This window comes from Pseudomonas sp. GW821-FHT01E05 (assembly GCF_059422425.1).
Genome location: NZ_JBWKWW010000006.1, coordinates 275839 through 294169 on the forward strand (window position 1 = coordinate 275839; position 18331 = coordinate 294169).

The following is an 18331-nucleotide window of genomic DNA, read 5'->3' on the forward strand; positions in this document are numbered from 1 at the left end:
ACGCGGAGCGTCCGGTGAGGCATTCCCACGCAGAGCGTGGGAACGATCCGATCAGTCCAGGAGTTTCCAATGGCAAAGAAACCCAAGTCAGCAAGCTTTATCAAGGACCCGCTCTGGTACAAGGATGCGGTGATTTATCAAGTTCATATAAAATCATTTTTCGACTCCAATAACGACGGAATCGGCGATTTTCCAGGTCTGATCGCCAAGCTCGATTACATTGCCGATCTGGGTGTGAACACCCTCTGGCTGCTGCCGTTCTACCCCTCACCGCGTCGCGACGATGGATACGACATTGCCGAGTACCGGGGCGTTCACGCCGACTACGGGACCATGGCCGACGCCAGACGCTTTATCGCCGAGGCTCACCAGCGCGGGCTGCGGGTCATCACTGAACTGGTGATCAACCACACTTCGGACCAGCACCCGTGGTTTCAGCGGGCGCGCAAAGCCAAACCGGGATCAAAGGCGCGGGACTTTTATGTGTGGTCCGATAACGATCAGAAGTACGACGGCACGCGGATCATCTTTCTCGACACCGAAAAATCCAACTGGACCTGGGATCCGGTGGCCGGCCAGTACTTCTGGCACCGCTTCTATTCCCACCAGCCCGACCTGAATTTCGATAACCCGCAAGTCATGAAAGCCGTACTCTCGGTGATGCGCTACTGGCTGGACATGGGCATCGACGGCCTGCGGCTGGACGCCATTCCGTACCTGATCGAACGTGACGGCACCAATAACGAGAACCTGCCCGAAACCCATCAGGTGCTCAAACAGATCCGTGCCGAGATCGACGCCAACTACCCGGACCGTATGCTGCTGGCTGAAGCCAACCAATGGCCGGAAGATACACAGCTGTATTTTGGCGATGCTGACAGCAAAGGCCAGAATGGCGACGAGTGTCACATGGCCTTTCACTTCCCGTTGATGCCACGCATGTACATGGCGTTGGCGCAGGAAGACCGTTTTCCGATCACCGACATCCTGCGTCAGACCCCGGAGATTCCCGTCAACTGCCAGTGGGCGATTTTCCTGCGCAATCACGATGAACTGACCCTGGAAATGGTCACCGACAAAGAGCGCGATTACCTGTGGAATTACTACGCGGCCGACCGTCGGGCGCGGATCAATCTGGGGATTCGTCGACGCCTGGCACCCTTGATGGAGCGTGACCGCCGTCGCATAGAGCTGCTCAACAGCCTGCTGCTGTCGATGCCGGGCACGCCGACGCTGTATTACGGTGATGAGATCGGCATGGGCGACAACATCTATCTGGGCGACCGCGACGGCGTGCGCACGCCGATGCAATGGTCGATCGACCGTAACGGTGGATTCTCGCGCGCCAATCCGGCCAGCCTGGTGCTGCCACCGATCATGGACCCGCTCTACGGCTATCTGTCGGTCAATGTCGAGACCCAGGCCGTCGATCCGCATTCATTGTTGAACTGGCATCGACGGATGCTGGCCGTTCGTAAACAGTCGAAAGCGTTCGGTCGCGGTACGCTGAAAATGCTGTCGCCGAGCAATCGACGGATTCTGGCCTATACCCGGGAATACACAGGAGCCGACGGCAAGCACGAAATTATCCTCTGCGTGGCCAACGTGTCCCGCAGTGCACAGGCCGCAGAACTGGATCTGTCGGCTTTCGCGGGCATGGTGCCGGTGGAAATGCTCGGCGGGAACGCCTTCCCGCCGATTGGCCAATTGAATTTTCTGCTGACGCTGGCTCCGTACGGTTTTTACTGGTTTGTACTGGCGGCGGAAAATCAAATGCCGAGCTGGCATGTGGAGCCGGCGCAAAGCATGCCGGACTTCACCACCCTGGTCCTGAAAGAACGCCTCGAAGAATTGCTCGAAGCGCCGTCACGCACCACCCTGGAGCAGACGTCGCTGCCGACCTGGTTGCCGAAGCGGCGTTGGTTCGCTGGCAAGGACTCGGCGATCGAACGGGTGCATATCGCCTACGGCGTGCGCTTTGGCGACCCGCAGCATCCGGTGCTGCTCAGCGAAATCGAGGTCACCAGCGATGGGCAGGCCAGTCGCTATCAGTTGCCGTTCGGTCTGTTGGCCGAGGATCAGTTCAGCACAGCCTTGGCGCAGCAGCTTGCACTGGCGCGGGTCCGGCGTGGACGACAAGTCGGTTTGATCACCGATGCCTTCAGCCTCGATACCTTTGTGCGGGCGATTTTGCAGGGCATCCAGACGCAGACCGTATTGCCGACAAGCGCAGGCGAGATTCGCTTCGAGGCCACCGCCGAACTGGCCAGGCTGGGCCTGAGCGACGAAGCTGAAGTGCGATATCTGTCGGCCGAACAGTCCAACAGTTCAGTGGTGGTCGGCAGCAGTCTGGTGCTCAAACTGATCCGCAAAGTCAGCGCCGGTGTTCATCCGGAGCTGGAAATGGGGGCTTATTTGACCTCGGCGGGCTTCCCTCATATTTCACCGCTGCTCGGCTCGGTGATTCGCCGTGACGAGCAGGGCCAGGACAATCTGTTGATGATCGCGCAAGGGTATCTGAGTAATCAGGGGGACGCCTGGGAGTGGACGCAGAACAACCTTGAACGGGCGATTCGCGATGAATTGGCCGAGGCTGTTTCCGAACAGGAACAGCATTACAACGCGTTGGGCGAACTGAAAGATTTCGCCGGCATGCTGGGTCAGCGCCTGGGCGAGATGCACCAGGTGTTGGCCGCGCCCAGCGATAACCCGGACTTCAGTCCGAAACCGAGTACGCTCAAGGATACGCAAGAGTGGGCCAGACACATCGGCACGCAACTGGGGTGCGCCTTGCAGATGCTCGAGCAACATCGGACCGGGCTTGGGCCTGAAGATCAGGTATTGGTCAGCCGTTTGCTGCAACACAAAGAAGCCCTGCTGAGCCACATCCAGAGCCTGGCAAAACAGACTGTCGGCGGTTTGCGTATGCGGGTACACGGTGATCTGCACCTAGGACAGGTGCTGGTGATCAAGAACGATGCCTACCTGATCGACTTCGAAGGCGAACCGGCCCGCGCATTGCATGAACGTCGTGGCAAACACAGCCCGTACAAGGATGTCAGCGGCGTGCTGCGTTCGTTCGACTATGCGGCGGCGATGGCGCTGAATGTGCAGGGTGTCGACGGCTCGGCACAGGCCCATGCCGCGCGCGCGCGTGTGACGGATCGGTATTTGAGTGAAGCGCGGCATGCCTTTGTTCAGGCATATCGGCTGGCAACGGCTAGTCTTGCTCATGCATGGCAAAACGACGAAGGTGAAGACGCCGCGCTGGCGTTGTTCTGTCTGGAGAAAGCAGCCTATGAAGTGGTGTATGAAGCCGAAAATCGACCCACTTGGCTGCCGGTGCCATTGCACGGCTTGTATGGATTATTGAGGGGGCTTAAACCCTTTTCCGACACAGAGACCAGTGGAGAGCAGTCATGAGTTTCTCAAACAGGGAACAGGGTCATTCGAGAGTGACATTGCTGCCCGGCGCAAAGGATATTGACGCCTTGGTGCGTGCCGAGCATCGCGATCCGTTTGCAATTCTGGGCCCCCATGACGATGGTGCAGGCGGGCAGATTATCCGCGCGTTTTTACCGGGTGCCCTGAGTGTTCAGGTGCTGGCCAGGGACAGTGGGGAGGTGCTCGGAAGTTTGAGCGAGGCCGATGTACCGGGTCTGTTTGTCGGGCATTTCGACCGAGCTCAGGCCTATCAGTTGCGGATCAATTGGGCTGGCGCCGAGCAGACCAGCGAAGACCCCTACAGCTTTGGCCAACTGCTCGGCGAGATGGACCTTTACCTGTTCGCCGAAGGCAACCACCGCGACCTGAGCGCCTGCCTTGGCGCGCAATTGAAGACCGTGGACGGCGTCGACGGCGTGCGCTTTGCAGTGTGGGCACCGAATGCCCGGCGGGTGTCGGTGGTGGGTGACTTCAACGTCTGGGACGGTCGTCGGCATCCCATGCGCTTGCGCCATTCCTCAGGTGTGTGGGAATTGTTTATCCCGCGCCTGCAGGCAGGCGAGGCCTACAAGTACGAAATTCTTGGTGCGGACGGGATTCTGCCGCTCAAGGCCGACCCTATGGCGCTGGCGACTCAGCTGCCGCCGGACACCGCGTCGAAAGTCGCTTCCCCGCTGAAGATCGACTGGCAAGACAACGACTGGATGCAGGCCCGAGGCGAGCGCCAGCGACCGGATGCACCGCTGTCGATCTATGAGCTGCATGCCGGCTCCTGGCAGTGCGAAGTCGACGACCTGGGTGAGGTCTCGCGCCAATATAACTGGCATGAGCTGGCCGAACGTGTGATTCCTTATGTGAAGAGTCTTGGGTTCACCCATATCGAACTGATGCCGATCATGGAGCATCCGTTCGGTGGCTCCTGGGGCTATCAGCCGCTGTCGCAGTTTGCCCCGAGTGCTCGTTACGGCTCGGCAGATGATTTCGCCGCCTTCGTCAACGCCTGCCATCAGGCGGATATCGGCGTGATTCTCGATTGGGTGCCGGCGCATTTCCCTACCGACGCCCATGGTCTGGCGCAGTTCGACGGCACGGCGCTGTATGAGTATGGCAACCCGCTGGAAGGCTTCCATCAGGATTGGGACACGCTGATCTACAACCTGGGTCGCACCGAGGTTCACGGATTCATGCTGGCTTCGGCGCTGCACTGGCTCAAGCATTACCATGTCGACGGTCTGCGCGTGGATGCAGTGGCCTCGATGCTCTACCGCGACTACTCACGCAATGCGGGCGAGTGGGTGCCCAATCGTCATGGTGGTCGCGAGAACCTGGAAGCCATCGATTTTGTTCGCCACCTGAACGACGTGATTGCCCTGGAGGCACCGGGTGCACTGATGATTGCCGAGGAGTCCACGGCCTGGCCTGGTGTGAGTCAGGGCACTCAGCAGGGTGGGCTGGGTTTCGCGTACAAATGGAACATGGGCTGGATGCACGACTCGCTGCACTACATTCAGCAGGATCCGGTGTACCGCGCTCACCATCACAACGAGTTGAGCTTCGGCCTGGTTTACGCTTGGTCCGAGCGTTTCATCCTGCCGATTTCCCATGACGAAGTGGTGCACGGCAAGCATTCGCTGATCGACAAAATGCCCGGTGATCGCTGGCAGAAATTCGCCAACCTGCGGGCTTACCTGACGTTCATGTGGACGCATCCGGGCAAGAAGCTGCTGTTCATGGGGTGCGAGTTCGGCCAATGGCGCGAGTGGAATCACGATCAGCAGCTTGATTGGTATTTGCTGCAGTACCCGGAGCACAGAGGTGTGCAGAAACTGGTGACAGACCTCAACCGGCTGTACCGCGAGGAGCCGGCACTGCACGATCAGGACGATGCGCCGCAGGGTTTCCAGTGGTTGATCGGTGATGACGCGATCAACAGCGTCTACGCCTGGTTGCGCTGGAGCAAGCAAGGGCGCCCGGTGCTGGTGGTGGCCAACTTCACGCCGGTGCCTCGTCAGGCCTATCGGATCGGTGTGCCCTTTGCCGGGCGCTGGAGCGAGGTGCTCAACAGCGATGCCGACACCTATGCCGGCTCCAACTATGGCAACGGTGGCGGCGTTATCACCGAGGAGGAGCCCAGCCATGGTCAGGAGTTGTCGTTGGTGTTGAATCTGCCGCCGTTGGCGGTGTTGATCTTGCGGCCGGAGGGTTGAGCGGGCGATAGCGGCCGCTGTGTAATCATTCGCGGGCAATTGTGGCGAGGGGCAAGCCCCCTCGCCACAGGTTTGACGCTTGTCGCGGCAAACCCTCACCAACGCATCTGCACACCCAGGACGCCGATCAAGCCGTTGAGGGCATTGGTGTCGACGTCGCTGCTGTAATCGGCGCTCATATAAAGGTTCACAGTGGGCGAGACCTTGGCTATCAGGCCAAGGCCCAGTTCAACGGTGGAGGAGTTGCGGCTATTGCTGATCTTGTCGACCTGGCCGAGAGTCAGCGTGTCAGTGCTGTTTACCGTGTGCCACAAGTCGGTCCGCACGTAGGGTTCGATCGGCAGCCCGCTAATCTGGTAGTTACCTTTCAAGCGCGCACCAACCCGGCCACTCCAGGAGGTCAAGTCGCTGGACGAGTAGTTGCCACTTCCGGCATTCGGGGTGTCCAGGCTAATTCGTTGGTTGATCAACTGCGCCTGGGGTTCGACTACCCAGTTTTCGTTGATGCCGATGGGAAATCCGCCTTCGACCGACAGGGTCACCGCGCTACCTTCGGTCGCTTGCCGTGCGCCCTGATCGGTGCGGCTGTAGCCGTTGACCCGGCCACCGCTTGCGGTCAAATCCACATGCCAGCCCTGCGAACCGGTCAGGCTCCAGTAGGCGCCGAGGCTTGAGCCTTGCAGATCGAGGCTATCGTTACGGGGGGCGGCCATGGCGCGGGTAATCACAATGCCATTGCTGTTGGTCTGGAACTGGCTCTGACCACCCAGCAAGCCGACACGTTGGGTGTGCCCGCTATCGTTTTGCACGGTGTAGAGCGCTGGTCCCTTGAGAAGGCCATCGACGTTGCCGGAAGACTGGGAGGTGAGGTAGTCGGTTTCAGCCTGTCTGGAGGCTTGACCATACACGCGCTCCCATGCAGCGGGCGCGGCCTCGTAAACAGTCAACGGGTGAGTGTCGAGGGTGGGGTTTGTAGTGTAACGGCCAGTGAACATCGAGTCAGGTGTTGGCAAGGTAAACGCTGGAACGTCCTGGCGATACCAGGGGATCGACTCATCATCGGCGGAGGCTGCCTGAACCTCCATGGCAGAGCACAGCAGCAGTGAAGTCGAAACGGTGTAAATAGTGATTTTGATCTCTTGTGAGGTGATGGAAATTTTCATGGAGGTCTACCTTGCAATGGCATGCCTTATCTCGCTTTGGCGTCTCTCCTACCCCGAATGAGGGGCGACCGAATTTATTGGGGCAAAGCCCTGTCGGCCTGCTTGCGCGGGCGTTTGGAGGCTTGCCCCTGATGGTATTTCCGGGGGTAGTAAGGTGAAGCTAAGAAGACCCTTGACGTTGCGTCAAGAAATTGGACGATGGGCGGTATGGTTAATTTAGAGTCGTCAAATTATTGATATTTATACATTCTCTAAGCTCTTGTTTGTACGTCAAATCATTTTCCAGGACGCTGGCTAGAGCCTTTTGTCAGGTAGCTACGAGAGTGCCGGACTACCCTGACACCCGGATTGCCGACGGTGCCGACTCGGCTAAAATGATCGGCTTCGGGTTGTTAGAAGTGCACTTCAACTGCCAATGGCAAGTGATCGGAAAGATGTGTCCACGGCCTGTGACTGAGAATCTTCGGCTCGTGGCTGCTGGCGTTGCGCAAGTAAATACGGTCCAGACGCAGCAGTGGCCAGCGTGCCGGATAGGTCTTGGCCGGGCGCCCGAGATGGCGCTCGAAGGCTTCATGCAGATAGTCGCGCCGGGCGAGGGTGGCGTTGCCTTGCAACTGCCAATCGTTGAAGTCGCCAGCGATGATGACCGGCGCATCGTCGGGTAGCGATTCGAGCAGTTGGCAGAGCAGGGCCAGCTGCAACTGACGATGGCTTTCCAGCAAACTCAAATGCACGCAGATCGCATGAACTTCGTTATGCCCCGGCACTTCCAGCACACAATGCAGCAGCCCGCGACGTTCGGGGCCGGTGATGGATACGTCGAGATTGCGGTGTTGCCTGATTGGGTATTTCGACAACAGGGCGTTGCCGTGATGGCCGTCCGGATAGACCGCGTTGCGTCCATAGGCAAAGTCCTTCCACATGCTGTCAGCGAGAAACTCGTACTGTGACTGCTGCGGCCAATTGAAGTAGCGCGAGGCGTGGCGGTCGTGCTCGCCCAGCACCTCTTGCAAAAACACCAGGTCCGCCGAGGTGCTGCGAACCGCTTCGCGCAATTCTGGCAGGATGAAGCGCCGGTTGAAGGCCGTGAAGCCCTTGTGGGTGTTGACCGTCAGAACTCTCAGGCGATGAATCACCGATGGGTTGCTGGTTGATGCCGGGCTGACGGGGCGCCTGTCTGATTCGTTGCTCACGGTCGCTCCTCTGATTCAGGGCTGATGACTTATGCGACTGATGCTTTGCCCGACAGTTCAGCGTTTACCGGTGTATTGATCCGCGCTTGCATCGATTACACAAACACGATCTCGTATGGCAGGCGCATGCGCTCCAGGATGACCCGCGGCAGCATCGGTGCGATACCGATAGCGGGCTCGCCATCCAGTTGGCTGGCGTAGGCATGGGTCGCATGGCTTTTTCGGGCCACGGTCCAGGTGTTCAGACGAATCTTACGCGCCCGTTGCCAGGGAATCAGGCCTTGTTCGCGGACCGGCCAGTGCCAGGCCCAGACCGGTACTTCATGAAAGTGCGCGTCGACCATCGCCGCGGCCTTGGCGCTGGCCCGGCCAACGGTGTCATGGTCGACATCGCCATCTTCACGCCAGGTGCTGAAGACCACATCACCAGGTCGCAAATAGCGCGCTATGAACTGGGTCAGCTGATGCTCGCATTCGCCCAGGGCGTTGTCGGTGAAGCCGCCGCGGATCCACTTCAGGCTGTGCATCGGCAGCCCCAGACGCCGGAGGGCTTCGACGCTTTCCTGCGGGCGGAATACGCTCAGGCGCTTGGCCGACCATAGGTTCGAGCCCGGATGACTGGCACTGCCGTCGGTGATCGAGATCAGTTGCAAGGGGTGGCCCAGACTGGCCAATAGCTGTAACAGACCACCGCAGGTCACCACCTCGTCGCCGGGGTGAGGAGCGATCACGACCGCGCGAGCGCCTGGCGGGACCAGCATGCTGGTACTGATGACCGGGATATTTTCCAGCTCGAGCGCACTGTTCCATATCTGCGCAGGGAGGGTGCTGTCGGGGAGGGAGACAGGTTTCATTGGCGTCACGTCCTTGTTTTGATACCGCAGCCAGTCTTGAACGGTGGCTTGTGGTCAATCCTCTGCACGCCGGTGATGACGTGTCGATAGAGGTTTGCTGGCGCTCCGAGTCCTGGATCGCCGCGAGCTGAGTATTGCTCATACTCCGGGTTAAGTCTCCCTTGTATGAAGAACCGGTCGCAGTTTTTTTATACCGGCAGGATCAATGCCTTCAACTGCGATTTCAATCTTCTTCCTCATGCTGCAGCTCGAACAGCAGTAGCGAGCGGCCGGTTACCGAGTATTGGTGATCGAAGTCCAGGCGCTCCTGGCCTCGAATCGACGGTTGGTTGGTGTCCACCATACAGGTCCAGAAACCGCCGTCAGGCACTTGCGGGAGACGAAAATTGACCACGTCGTGATGGGCGTTGACCACCAGTAACAAGGTCGCGTCTGCGCCCGGGCGGCGAATGCCGGTCTCCTGGGCGCGGCCGTCGAGCAACATGCCCAGGCAGCGGCCGTGGCTCTCTTCCCATTGTTCGGTGGTCATTTCACCACCGTGCGGCGCGAGCCAGGTGACGTCCTTGACGCCGATGTCCTCGTTGTAATTGCCCACCAGAAAGCGTCCGCGACGCAGGACCGGATAGGCCAGGCGCAGCTTTATCAGGCGTTTGACGAACTTGAGCAACGACTTGCCGTCTTCGTCCAGGTCCCAGTTGACCCAGCCGATTTCGCTGTCCTGGCAGTAGGCGTTGTTGTTGCCGTGCTGGGTGCGGGCGAATTCGTCGCCGGCCACCAGCATCGGTGTGCCTTGGGACAGCAACAGGGTGGCAACCAAGTTGCGCATCTGGCGCGCGCGCAGAGCGTTGATTTCAGGGTCGTCAGTCGGGCCTTCCACGCCGTGGTTCCAGGACAGGTTGTTGTTGCTGCCGTCCTGATTGTTCTCGTCGTTGGCCTCGTTGTGTTTGTCGTTGTAGGACACCAGGTCGTACAGGGTGAAACCATCGTGGGCGGTGATGAAATTGAGCGACGTATAAGGCCGACGGCCGCGCTGATTGAACAATTCGCCGGAGGCGGTCATGCGTGCGGCGAAGTCTGCGAGCTGGCCGTCGTCGCCTTTCCAGAACGCCCGGACGGTATCGCGAAAGCGGTCGTTCCACTCGACCCAACCCGGAGGGAAACGACCGACCTGATAACCACCGGGACCGATGTCCCAAGGCTCGGCGATCATTTTTACCTGACGTAGCACCGGATCCTGGCGGCAGGCAACGAGGAAGCTGTGGCGTTCGTTGAAGCCATTGTGATAACGCCCGAGAATGGTCGCCAGGTCAAAACGAAAGCCGTCCACGTGCATCTCCGTGGCCCAGTAGCGCAGTGAGTCGGTGACCATCTGCAGCACGCAAGGGTGACTCAGGTCCAGGGTGTTGCCAGTCCCGGAATCATTGATGTAGAAGCGTTTGTCGTCCGGATTCAAGCGGTAGTAAGAGGCGTTGTCGATGCCACGCATGGACAGGGTCGGGCCTTGCTCGTTGCCTTCGGCCGTGTGGTTGTAGACTACGTCGAGAATCACTTCCAGATTGGCTTCGTGCAGGTGCGCAACCATTTCCTTGAGCTCGGCGATCTTGCCACTGGCCAGGTACCGCGGGTCCGGGGCGAAGAAAGCGATGCTGTTGTAGCCCCAGTAATTGGTCATGCCCTTGTGCAGCAGATGCTGGTCGTTGACGAAGGCATGGATCGGCATCAATTCGACTGACGACACACCGAGTTTGCGGATATGTTCCACAACGTCGTCGACCATCAGCCCGGCGAACGTGCCGCGCAGGTTCTCGGGGACGCCAGGGTGTCTCATGGTCATGCCGCGCACGTGAGCTTCGTAAATGATCGTCCGGTCCCACGGTACACTGATGCGATGATCGTGCCCCCAGGTGTGGGCCGGGTCGATGACCTTGCACTTGGGCACGAACGGCGCGCTGTCACGTTCGTCGAAACTCAGGTCAGCGTCAGGGTGGCCGATAGTAAAGCCGAATAATGCCTCGGACCATTTCAACCTGCCCACCAGTTGCTTGGCGTACGGGTCAATCAGCAGCTTGTTGTGGTTGAAACGATGACCGTTTTGCGGATCGTAGGCGCCGTAGACGCGGTAGCCGTAAATCAGGCCGGGATGGGCATCAGGCAGATAGCCGTGGAAAATTTCGTCGGTGTATTCCGGCAGCTCGATGCGTTCAAGCTCTACTTCGCCGGTGTCGTCGAACAGGCACAGTTCGACCCTGGTTGCGTTGGCGGAGAACAGCGCAAAGTTGACCCCAAGGCCATCCCAGGTGGCGCCCAGCGGAAAGGGCAAGCCTTCACGGATACGTGAAGCCACTGCGTGAAGCTCGGGCGCGGCTTTATGTGGCTTGGCCATAGGTGCTCCTGCAAATGAGTTCGATGTTCCGCTCTGGCGTTTTTTGCAGGGAGAACGAACCCATCGTGGCGAGCCAGCTCGCCACACAAAAATGCATGGATAGCATGGGCTGTTATGACGTCACTTGACTGCTGGTTTACGCGGTGCTCGTGGTTTTTTCACGGTAGCCGGTTTCTCACCCGCTGGCACCACTACCGGCGCAGCAGCGGAGGGCGTGGCTTTGGGTTTGGCCTTGGTCGTACTGGTTTTAGGTGGTTTGCTCGGGACCAGGGCTTCGGCTTCTGCCAGCTTGCACGCCATCTCCCAATGGCGGGCTTCCTGGCCATCAGGTTTACCTTCGGACTCCCAGATTTGATAGGCAAATTCACGGACGCGTTTTTCGTCGGTACTCATCGTAATGCTCCTGAACTGAACTCAAGTTTGTATAAAGAGATTGACCGGAAAGTCCCTCAGCGCGGCACTGATCATTAACTCCTTGTGGAGTGTGACTGCGCACGTTGAAAAAAGTCCTTTCAGGTTTTGCCCGGACGCGGCGACCGGAAGTCTTACCCGGGTATCGCCCCAAACCGGAGCGTCTAACAGCGGTTTGGCGCCAATTTCCAGCAAGTTGGCCGCAAGCCTTGGAACAATTACTACGGCCCGCTGACCATCGATTTCGCGCATGAACGCCAGCACGTGTCCGGCCTGGCTACCGAGCACTTCCAGTGCCTGATAGCGGCCCCGGCGAAACAGCTCCGGATGCTCGGCGCGCCGGGTCAGTGCCTGGGCAATCAACGCTTGTTTGACATGCCCGTCACGCCAGCTCACTAGTAGCTGCGAGATATCGCAAGACGTGTCCAAAGCGTGCTGCCGAAGGCTGAAATCCACGGGCCGTCGGTTGTCCGGATCCACCAGGCTGAAGTCCCAGAACTCATTGCCCTGATAGAGATCAGGGACGCCAGGTACGGTAAGACGCAGCAAGGTTTGAGCCAAACCATTCAAGGCGCCGGCAGGGGCGATCACGTGCGCGGCCTCGCCGATGGCAGAGCGTAACTCCAGCCCCTCGGGGGACAACAACAGGCGCTCAAGGAATCCATGAACGGCTTGTTCATATGCCTCGTTGGGTGCGCTCCAACTGCTCTGGAGTTTGGCCTCGCGCAATGCTTTTTGCTGCCATTGCCAGAAACGTTGAGCGAAGTCCTGCAGGGCTGTTTCGTCGCTGCGCAGTTCCAGCGGCCAACTGCCGAGCAGTGTCTGATAGAGGATCAGCTCATCACCGGCTGAAGGCATTGCGGGATCGATTCGCAGTGGTGCGGCCAGCGCTCGCCAGTGCTCGACCTGCTCGACATACCAGGCGCTGCGTTCGCTGAGCACGGCCAGCCTGGCGCGGGTGTCTTCACCGCGTTTGTGGTCATGGGTGGCCGTCGTCAGCAGGTTGTCCGGGCAGGTTGCCAGGCGCTGGCTGCAGGCTTGGTGAAAGTCGGCGACAGGGGCGCTGAACTGCCCGGTATTGAAGCCGACATCGTTGCGTGACAGCAGCACCGCCGAGCGATAGAGCGCGGTGTCTTCCACGGCCTTGGCCGCCGTCGGAGACGTCAGCTGTTGAAAACGCACACAGGCATGCTTGAGGATCTTGCGATGCCTGCCCACGGGGCGCTTGCGCCATGGCTCGCCGCCGAGCCAGCGTTCGAGGTAGTCGAGCACCGGCCAGTCAGTTTCGCCCAGCGTGCTACGGGCACCGGTCATGGCTTGCTGAAAAAACATCTCGTCTTGCGCTGACCGGCCACAGGCACTGATGTAGGTGCGGTATACCGCAAAGTGCACGATCAGTGCCTGCAACGCCCGGCGAATCGCACCCAGGGTCAAGTCGCGGCTCATCAGGTCATCGCGGGCAATCTGTAACAGCGCCTGGGCGACGCTTTCGAAATCCCCCGCAAGAGAGCCGTTGAGCATCTGCTGACGGGCCAGCAGTGCCTCTTGAACGAAGTCGGCGGGGCGTTCGCTGTGAGTCGTCCACAGCCAGGCAAGGGTGTCGGCGCCTTGCGGGTCATGTTGCAACAGCGACACCTGATCCATGAACTCATAGCCGGTGCTGCCGTCCACCTGCCAGTCGCGGTGCAGCGTTTCGCCCTGGCCAAGAATTTTCTCGACGTAGATCGGGAAGTGCCGCGAAGGCGACAAGGCATCGACCCGACGTCGCAGTTTGCGGCAATACCCCCGCGGATCAGCAAGACCGTCGATATGGTCAATACGCAACCCGTCCACCAGGCCGTCGCGGATCAGCTGGAAAATTTTTGCGTGGGTGGCCTCGAACACTATTGGCCGTTCGATCCGCAGACCGGCGAGCTCATTGACGTCGAAGAAGCGCCGCCAATTGATATCGTCGGCCGCCGTGCGCCAACTGGCCAGGCGATAACTCTGCCGCTCCAGCAGGTTGTGCAGGCGGGCGAGGCCTTCAGGTTGGCGGGAATCGTACAGGCTCAGGGTGTGTTCAATGGCTTGTCGGATGACCGATTGCCGGGCCAGTTCGAGCAATTTCTGTTGCAGCGGCAACGCCAGGCAATGGGCATCAGGCAGGTAGCGAAGGGTGGTGAAACGATCAGCCAGGGACTTGAGCGGTTGCGCGTGTTCGGGATCCAGCTGATCGTCGGGTTTGAGCAGTTCACCGTAATCGGTGGGACAGATCGGGAAATGGTGCTCATAGTGCTCGACATAAAAGACCCCGCGTGCGGCATCGAAGCGCAAGGGAATCATCCCGTCCTGTAATGCCACGCCATAGTCAGTGCCGAGAAATGGCAGCAGTAACTGGCCTTCAAGCAAAGGGTCGGGGGAGTGCCACTGGATATCGAAGAACTCACCGTAGGGGCTGAGCCGACCCCACTCCAGTAAATCCAGCCACCAGGGATTGTCGGCACCGCCTACGGCCATATGGTTGGAGACGATATCGAGGATCAGGCCCATGCGCTGTTGGCGCAGGGCGTGGACCAGATGATGCAAGGCCGCTTCGCCGCCCAGCTCGGGATTGACCGTGGTCGGGTCGACCACGTCATAACCGTGCATGGAGCCGGCACGGGCGCTGAGCAGTGGCGAAGCGTAGATGTGGCTGATGCCCAGGCTGGCGAAGTACGGCAGCAAAGGCACCGCGTCATTGAGCGTGAAGCCCTTGTGAAATTGCAGGCGCACGGTTGCCCGCAGCGGGTGGCTGAGTGTGGCATTCATCGGTCACGCTCAAAGGCCTGTTGTCGTGCGCAGGCGAGCATTTCCAGGCGCCGTGCGGCATCTGGGTCATCGAGCAGTGCTTCGCTGTCGCTGGCGAATCGACGGCGCCAGTTGGGGTGGCTGTCGGTGGTACCGGGCAAGTTGGCCTGTTCCTCGATACCCAAGGCGTCCTCAAGTGGCAGCAATACCAGTGGCGCGCGGGTGTGGCCGAGGAAGCGCACACTGGCATCGAGCACTTGATCGGTCTCGTGGGACTCTTCGCGAAAATTCTGCGGGTCCTGGCTCAAGGCCCGGCGCAACCCGTCACGTTCGCGCTGTCGATGTGCTCGCCAATGGGTCTGGGCGCTGGTGTCGGCCAGCCCGAGACGCGCGTTCCACTCGATGTCGCGGCCATGCCACCAGCCGTTGAGCGTTGGCAGGTCATGCGTGCTGGTGGTGGCCAAGGCGTTGTCCGGCCAGTCGAGGATCGGCTTGAAATGCGCGTTGTCTTGCTCAAAGAGCAGCACGCGCGTGCCCAGCATCGAGCGGGCGATGAGCTTTTCCCGCAGGCCGTCAGGCACGGTACCGAGGTCTTCGCCGAGCACGATGGTCTGATGCCGGAACGATTCCAGTGCCAGCAGCCGCAGCAGGTCGTCCACCGGGTAATACAGATAGGCACCATCGCTCGGTGGCGCGCCGAGCGGGATCACCCATAGACGCTGCAGGCCCATCACATGGTCGATTCGCAGCCCGCCGGCGTGGGCGAAGTTGGCCCTGAGCATTTCGATGAACGCCCGAAAGCCGTTGCGCACCAGCCCCTCAGGACTGAACGCCGAAACGCCCCAGCTTTGTCCGGTGCGATTGAGGATATCCGGTGGTGCACCGACCGTCAGAGCAGCGAGTAACTCGTCCTGGCGACTCCAGGCCTGGCTACCACCGCCGTCCGCCCCCACCGCCAGATCGGCGATCAGGCCGATGCCCATGCCGCTGCTGCGTGCCGCCGTTTGCACACGCTCCAGACAGCGGGCGATCAACCATTGGCAGAAGGCGAAGAAACCGATGTGTCCGGCGTTTTGCTCGGCGAATTCGGCCAGTGCCGCGCTGCGTGGGTCGCGCCATTGTTCTGGCCATTGGCGCCAGTCAAGGCTTTCGCCGCGGGATGCGCGCTCGGCTTGAACCGCCTCGAATCGGCAATGGTTCTCCAGCGCTTCGCCACCGCAATGACGAAAACTGCTGAAGTCCTCTTGCAGTGGATGATCACCGTGACAAAAGCCTTCATACAGCGCCCGTAACAGGCGCTGTTTGGCGTCTGCGGCGGCGGGCCAGTCGATCAGTGTTTGTTGCTCCAGTCGGTGCTGCACCTCGGCAAGGCCGGTGGCGTCTATCGCTGTGCGCAACGCACGCTCACCCAGAATCTCTCCAGGCGAGGCGTACAGGCTGTTGAGAAACAGGCGGCTGGAGGGCGAGTAGGGGCTGTAGCGCTGGGTGTCGCTGCTGAACATCGCGTGCAGCGGGCTGATGGCCAAGGCATCGGCACCGCGCTCGCCGGCGACCCTGGCGAGGTTCTCCAGCGCCTGGGTGTCGCCGAAGCCGCCATCGCCCGGGCGTCGCAGGGCATACAGCTGCACGCTCAGGCCCCAGGCGCGCGGTGTCGTGCTGTCGAGTGCATCGGCCATGCTATAGCAATGCTGGGGCGCCACCGCGAGAGTGAAGTGCTGCCCGGCGATACTGACACCTTGATAGCCGACCGGAATCAGCCCCGGAAGTACAGCCTCGGCGTCCAGTTTCAGGTTGAGGATGGCGCCGTCTTCCAGATGAATCTCACAGGGCGTTCCCGGGGCAAAGTAATGTGCCAGGTCCAGCCCTTTGCCGACGTCGGCAGTCAACAGCGGTGGCAGTTTTTTGTTCTGTTGGACGTGTTGCAGTTCGAGCAGGCTGGCATCGATTTCCTGTTTCGTGGAGGCGGGGTGACCCAGCCCGCTCAGTACGGCACGCAGCACGGCGGGGGTGACTTTTTGCGGCTGTCCGTTGGCATCGATCCAGTCGACCGCCAGCCCCGCACGTCTGGCGAGTGTTTCCAGTTGCGCATCGTTCATGGGCGCTCTCCAGTCAGGGGTGGCGCCGTCAGGCTGACAAGCGCGCAGTATGGGGCGAGTGTGCCCTGTTGCAGAAGGCTGAATGCCTCTTGCGGGTATTCGAAAAGCTGTTGTGCCTGAACCTGCGGTGCCGGGTCCGGTGATGAATGGGCCACCGGTTGCGCGCTGAGGTTCAGGTCAATTCGCAGCAGGCTGCCGTCACCCAGTCGCCAGCGCGCGCTGAGCGCACCCTCGGCCAGAACGTCGGCGCCCAATGCCTGGGCACCGGGCAAGCGCGCAGTGATCTTGCGGTGGCGGATCTCCAGCAGCTGCCGATACAGCTCCTGAGTCGCGCGTTGCGCATCCGTATTGGCTTGTGTCAGCACCGGTCGTGAGGCGTGAAAGGTTTCTGGTGCATTGGGGTCAGGAATCAGCTCACGTTTGCGCGGATCGGCGAAGGCGCTGAAGGCGGCAAACTCATTGCGCCGCCCCTCACGAACAGCGTCGGCCAGCTCACCGCGGTGACTGGTGAAAAACAGAAAAGGCTCGCTGACAGCACCTTCATCGCCCATGAACAATAAGGGGATCATCGGCGATAGCAGCAACAGCACGGTGGCGGCATGCAGCGCTTGAGGCGCAGCCAGGTGGTTCAGTCGTTCACCCAAGGCGCGGTTGCCGATCTGGTCGTGGTTCTGCAGGAACAGTATGAAAGCGCTGGGCGGCAAATGTCCGCTGGGTTCACCACGCGGTGTGCCGTGGCGGGTGGTATGGCCCTGGTAGGCAAAGCCCTGACTCAGGCAGCGGGCGAGTTTTGCGGTCGGCTGGTCAGCGAAGTCGGCGTAATAAGCGTCGGTTTCGCCCGTCAACAACACGTGCAACGCGTTATGGCCGTCATCGTTCCATTGCGCGTCGAAGCCTTGTTCCAGAAGGCTGGCCTGATTGAACTCGTTTTCCAGCGTGAGCCAGACATGCCTTGAGGCGGGGATTTGTTGTCGCACGCGGTGCGCCAGTTCTTGCAGGAAATCCGGATCATCGATGGCGTGCACGGCGTCCAGGCGAAGACCGTCGAAGCGATACTCCAGAATCCACATCAATGCATTGTCGATAAAGAAGTCGCGCACTTCGCGGTGGCGCAAGTCAATGGCGGCTCCCCAAGGGGTGTGTTTGTCTTCGCGAAAGAAGCTTTTAGCGTAGCGATGCAGGTAGTTGCCGTCCGGGCCGAAGTGGTTGTAGACCACGTCGAGAATCACCGCCAGACCATAACCGTGGGCACTGTCGATCAGCTGTTTGAGTTGCTCGGGCGAACCATAGGAGGCTTGCGGTGCATATGGAAAAACCCCGTCGTAACCCCAGTTGCGTTCGCCGGGGAATTGCCCGAGAGGCATCAGTTCGATCGCCGTGATGCCCAATGCGGCCAGGCGCGGCAAGTGTTTTTCGACTTCGGCATAACCACCCAGTACGCCGACATGCAGCTCATAGATCACCGCTTCATGCCAGGGGCGGCCTTGCCAAGTGGTGTGTTGCCAGTGGTAGGCGAGAGGGTCGACTACCACGCTGTGAGCGTCCACGTCGCCATCCTGAGCCCTGGCGGCGGGATCAGGTACATCCAGTTCGCCATCGATGCTGTAGCGATAGCGGGTACCGGCGGGGCAGCGGGTTTGAATCACGAACCAGCCGTCGGTCTGCGGCAACAGCGGCAGCGACTGGCGGTTTTCCAGTTCGACACTCACATAAAACGCATCTGGCGCCCACAAGGCAAAGCGGGTGTGCTCCGCATCCAGCATGATTGCGCCGTGGGGCCAGGCTTCCAGAGTCCGTAAAGGCATCTATTATGA

The 18331-nt window shown here is 60.1% G+C and carries 10 protein-coding genes; 2 read left to right on the top strand and 8 right to left on the bottom strand.

Annotated features, from left to right (window positions below; translation table 11 throughout):
- Positions 1-69 precede the first annotated feature (69 nt).
- Both treS and glgB read left to right on the top strand, forming a co-directional pair.
- The gene (gene treS, locus AC07W5_RS15510) at positions 70-3423 is read left to right on the top strand and encodes a maltose alpha-D-glucosyltransferase (RefSeq protein ID WP_495023744.1); all 3354 of its coding nucleotides are present in this window, start codon (positions 70-72) and stop codon (positions 3421-3423) included.
- Positions 3420-5651: a 1,4-alpha-glucan branching protein GlgB gene (glgB, locus tag AC07W5_RS15515; protein WP_495011897.1), complete on the top strand. Its 2232-nt coding sequence runs from the start codon at positions 3420-3422 to the stop codon at positions 5649-5651. The genes treS and glgB overlap by 4 nt, the downstream gene beginning before the upstream one ends.
- Before the next feature lie 95 nt (positions 5652-5746).
- Here the strand turns inward: glgB and AC07W5_RS15520 are convergent, their stop codons facing one another.
- The 8 genes from AC07W5_RS15520 to treZ all read right to left on the bottom strand — a co-directional run bounded on the left by AC07W5_RS15520 (position 5747) and on the right by treZ (position 18322).
- Positions 5747-6814, bottom strand: coding sequence for an autotransporter domain-containing protein (locus tag AC07W5_RS15520; RefSeq protein WP_495011898.1), 1068 nt, complete (start codon positions 6812-6814; stop codon positions 5747-5749).
- Positions 6815-7206: 392 nt separating this feature from the next.
- Positions 7207-8007 (bottom strand): endonuclease/exonuclease/phosphatase family protein, encoded by an 801-nt coding sequence (locus AC07W5_RS15525; protein ID WP_494991512.1) that lies wholly within the window; start codon positions 8005-8007, stop codon positions 7207-7209.
- 95 nt (positions 8008-8102) lie between these two features.
- Positions 8103-8861, bottom strand: a complete 759-nt coding sequence (locus AC07W5_RS15530) for a PIG-L deacetylase family protein (RefSeq protein WP_494991513.1) — start codon at positions 8859-8861, stop codon at positions 8103-8105.
- A gap of 223 nt (positions 8862-9084) precedes the next feature.
- Positions 9085-11244, bottom strand: coding sequence for a glycogen debranching protein GlgX (gene glgX / locus AC07W5_RS15535; RefSeq protein WP_494991514.1), 2160 nt, complete (start codon positions 11242-11244; stop codon positions 9085-9087).
- Between the two features lie 120 nt (positions 11245-11364).
- Complete coding sequence (locus AC07W5_RS15540) at positions 11365-11637, bottom strand: DUF2934 domain-containing protein (RefSeq protein ID WP_494991515.1); 273 nt, start codon at positions 11635-11637, stop codon at positions 11365-11367.
- 21 nt (positions 11638-11658) lie between these two features.
- Entirely contained in the window at positions 11659-14442 is a 2784-nt protein-coding gene (locus AC07W5_RS15545; RefSeq protein WP_495023745.1) for a malto-oligosyltrehalose synthase, read from the bottom strand.
- The gene (malQ, locus tag AC07W5_RS15550) at positions 14439-16517 is read right to left on the bottom strand and encodes a 4-alpha-glucanotransferase (protein WP_495023746.1); all 2079 of its coding nucleotides are present in this window, start codon (positions 16515-16517) and stop codon (positions 14439-14441) included. The genes AC07W5_RS15545 and malQ overlap by 4 nt, the downstream gene beginning before the upstream one ends.
- On the bottom strand, positions 16514-18322 hold the full coding sequence (gene treZ, locus AC07W5_RS15555) for a malto-oligosyltrehalose trehalohydrolase (RefSeq protein WP_495011901.1): 1809 nt from the start codon (positions 18320-18322) through the stop codon (positions 16514-16516). The genes malQ and treZ overlap by 4 nt, the downstream gene beginning before the upstream one ends.
- Positions 18323-18331 lie beyond the last annotated feature (9 nt).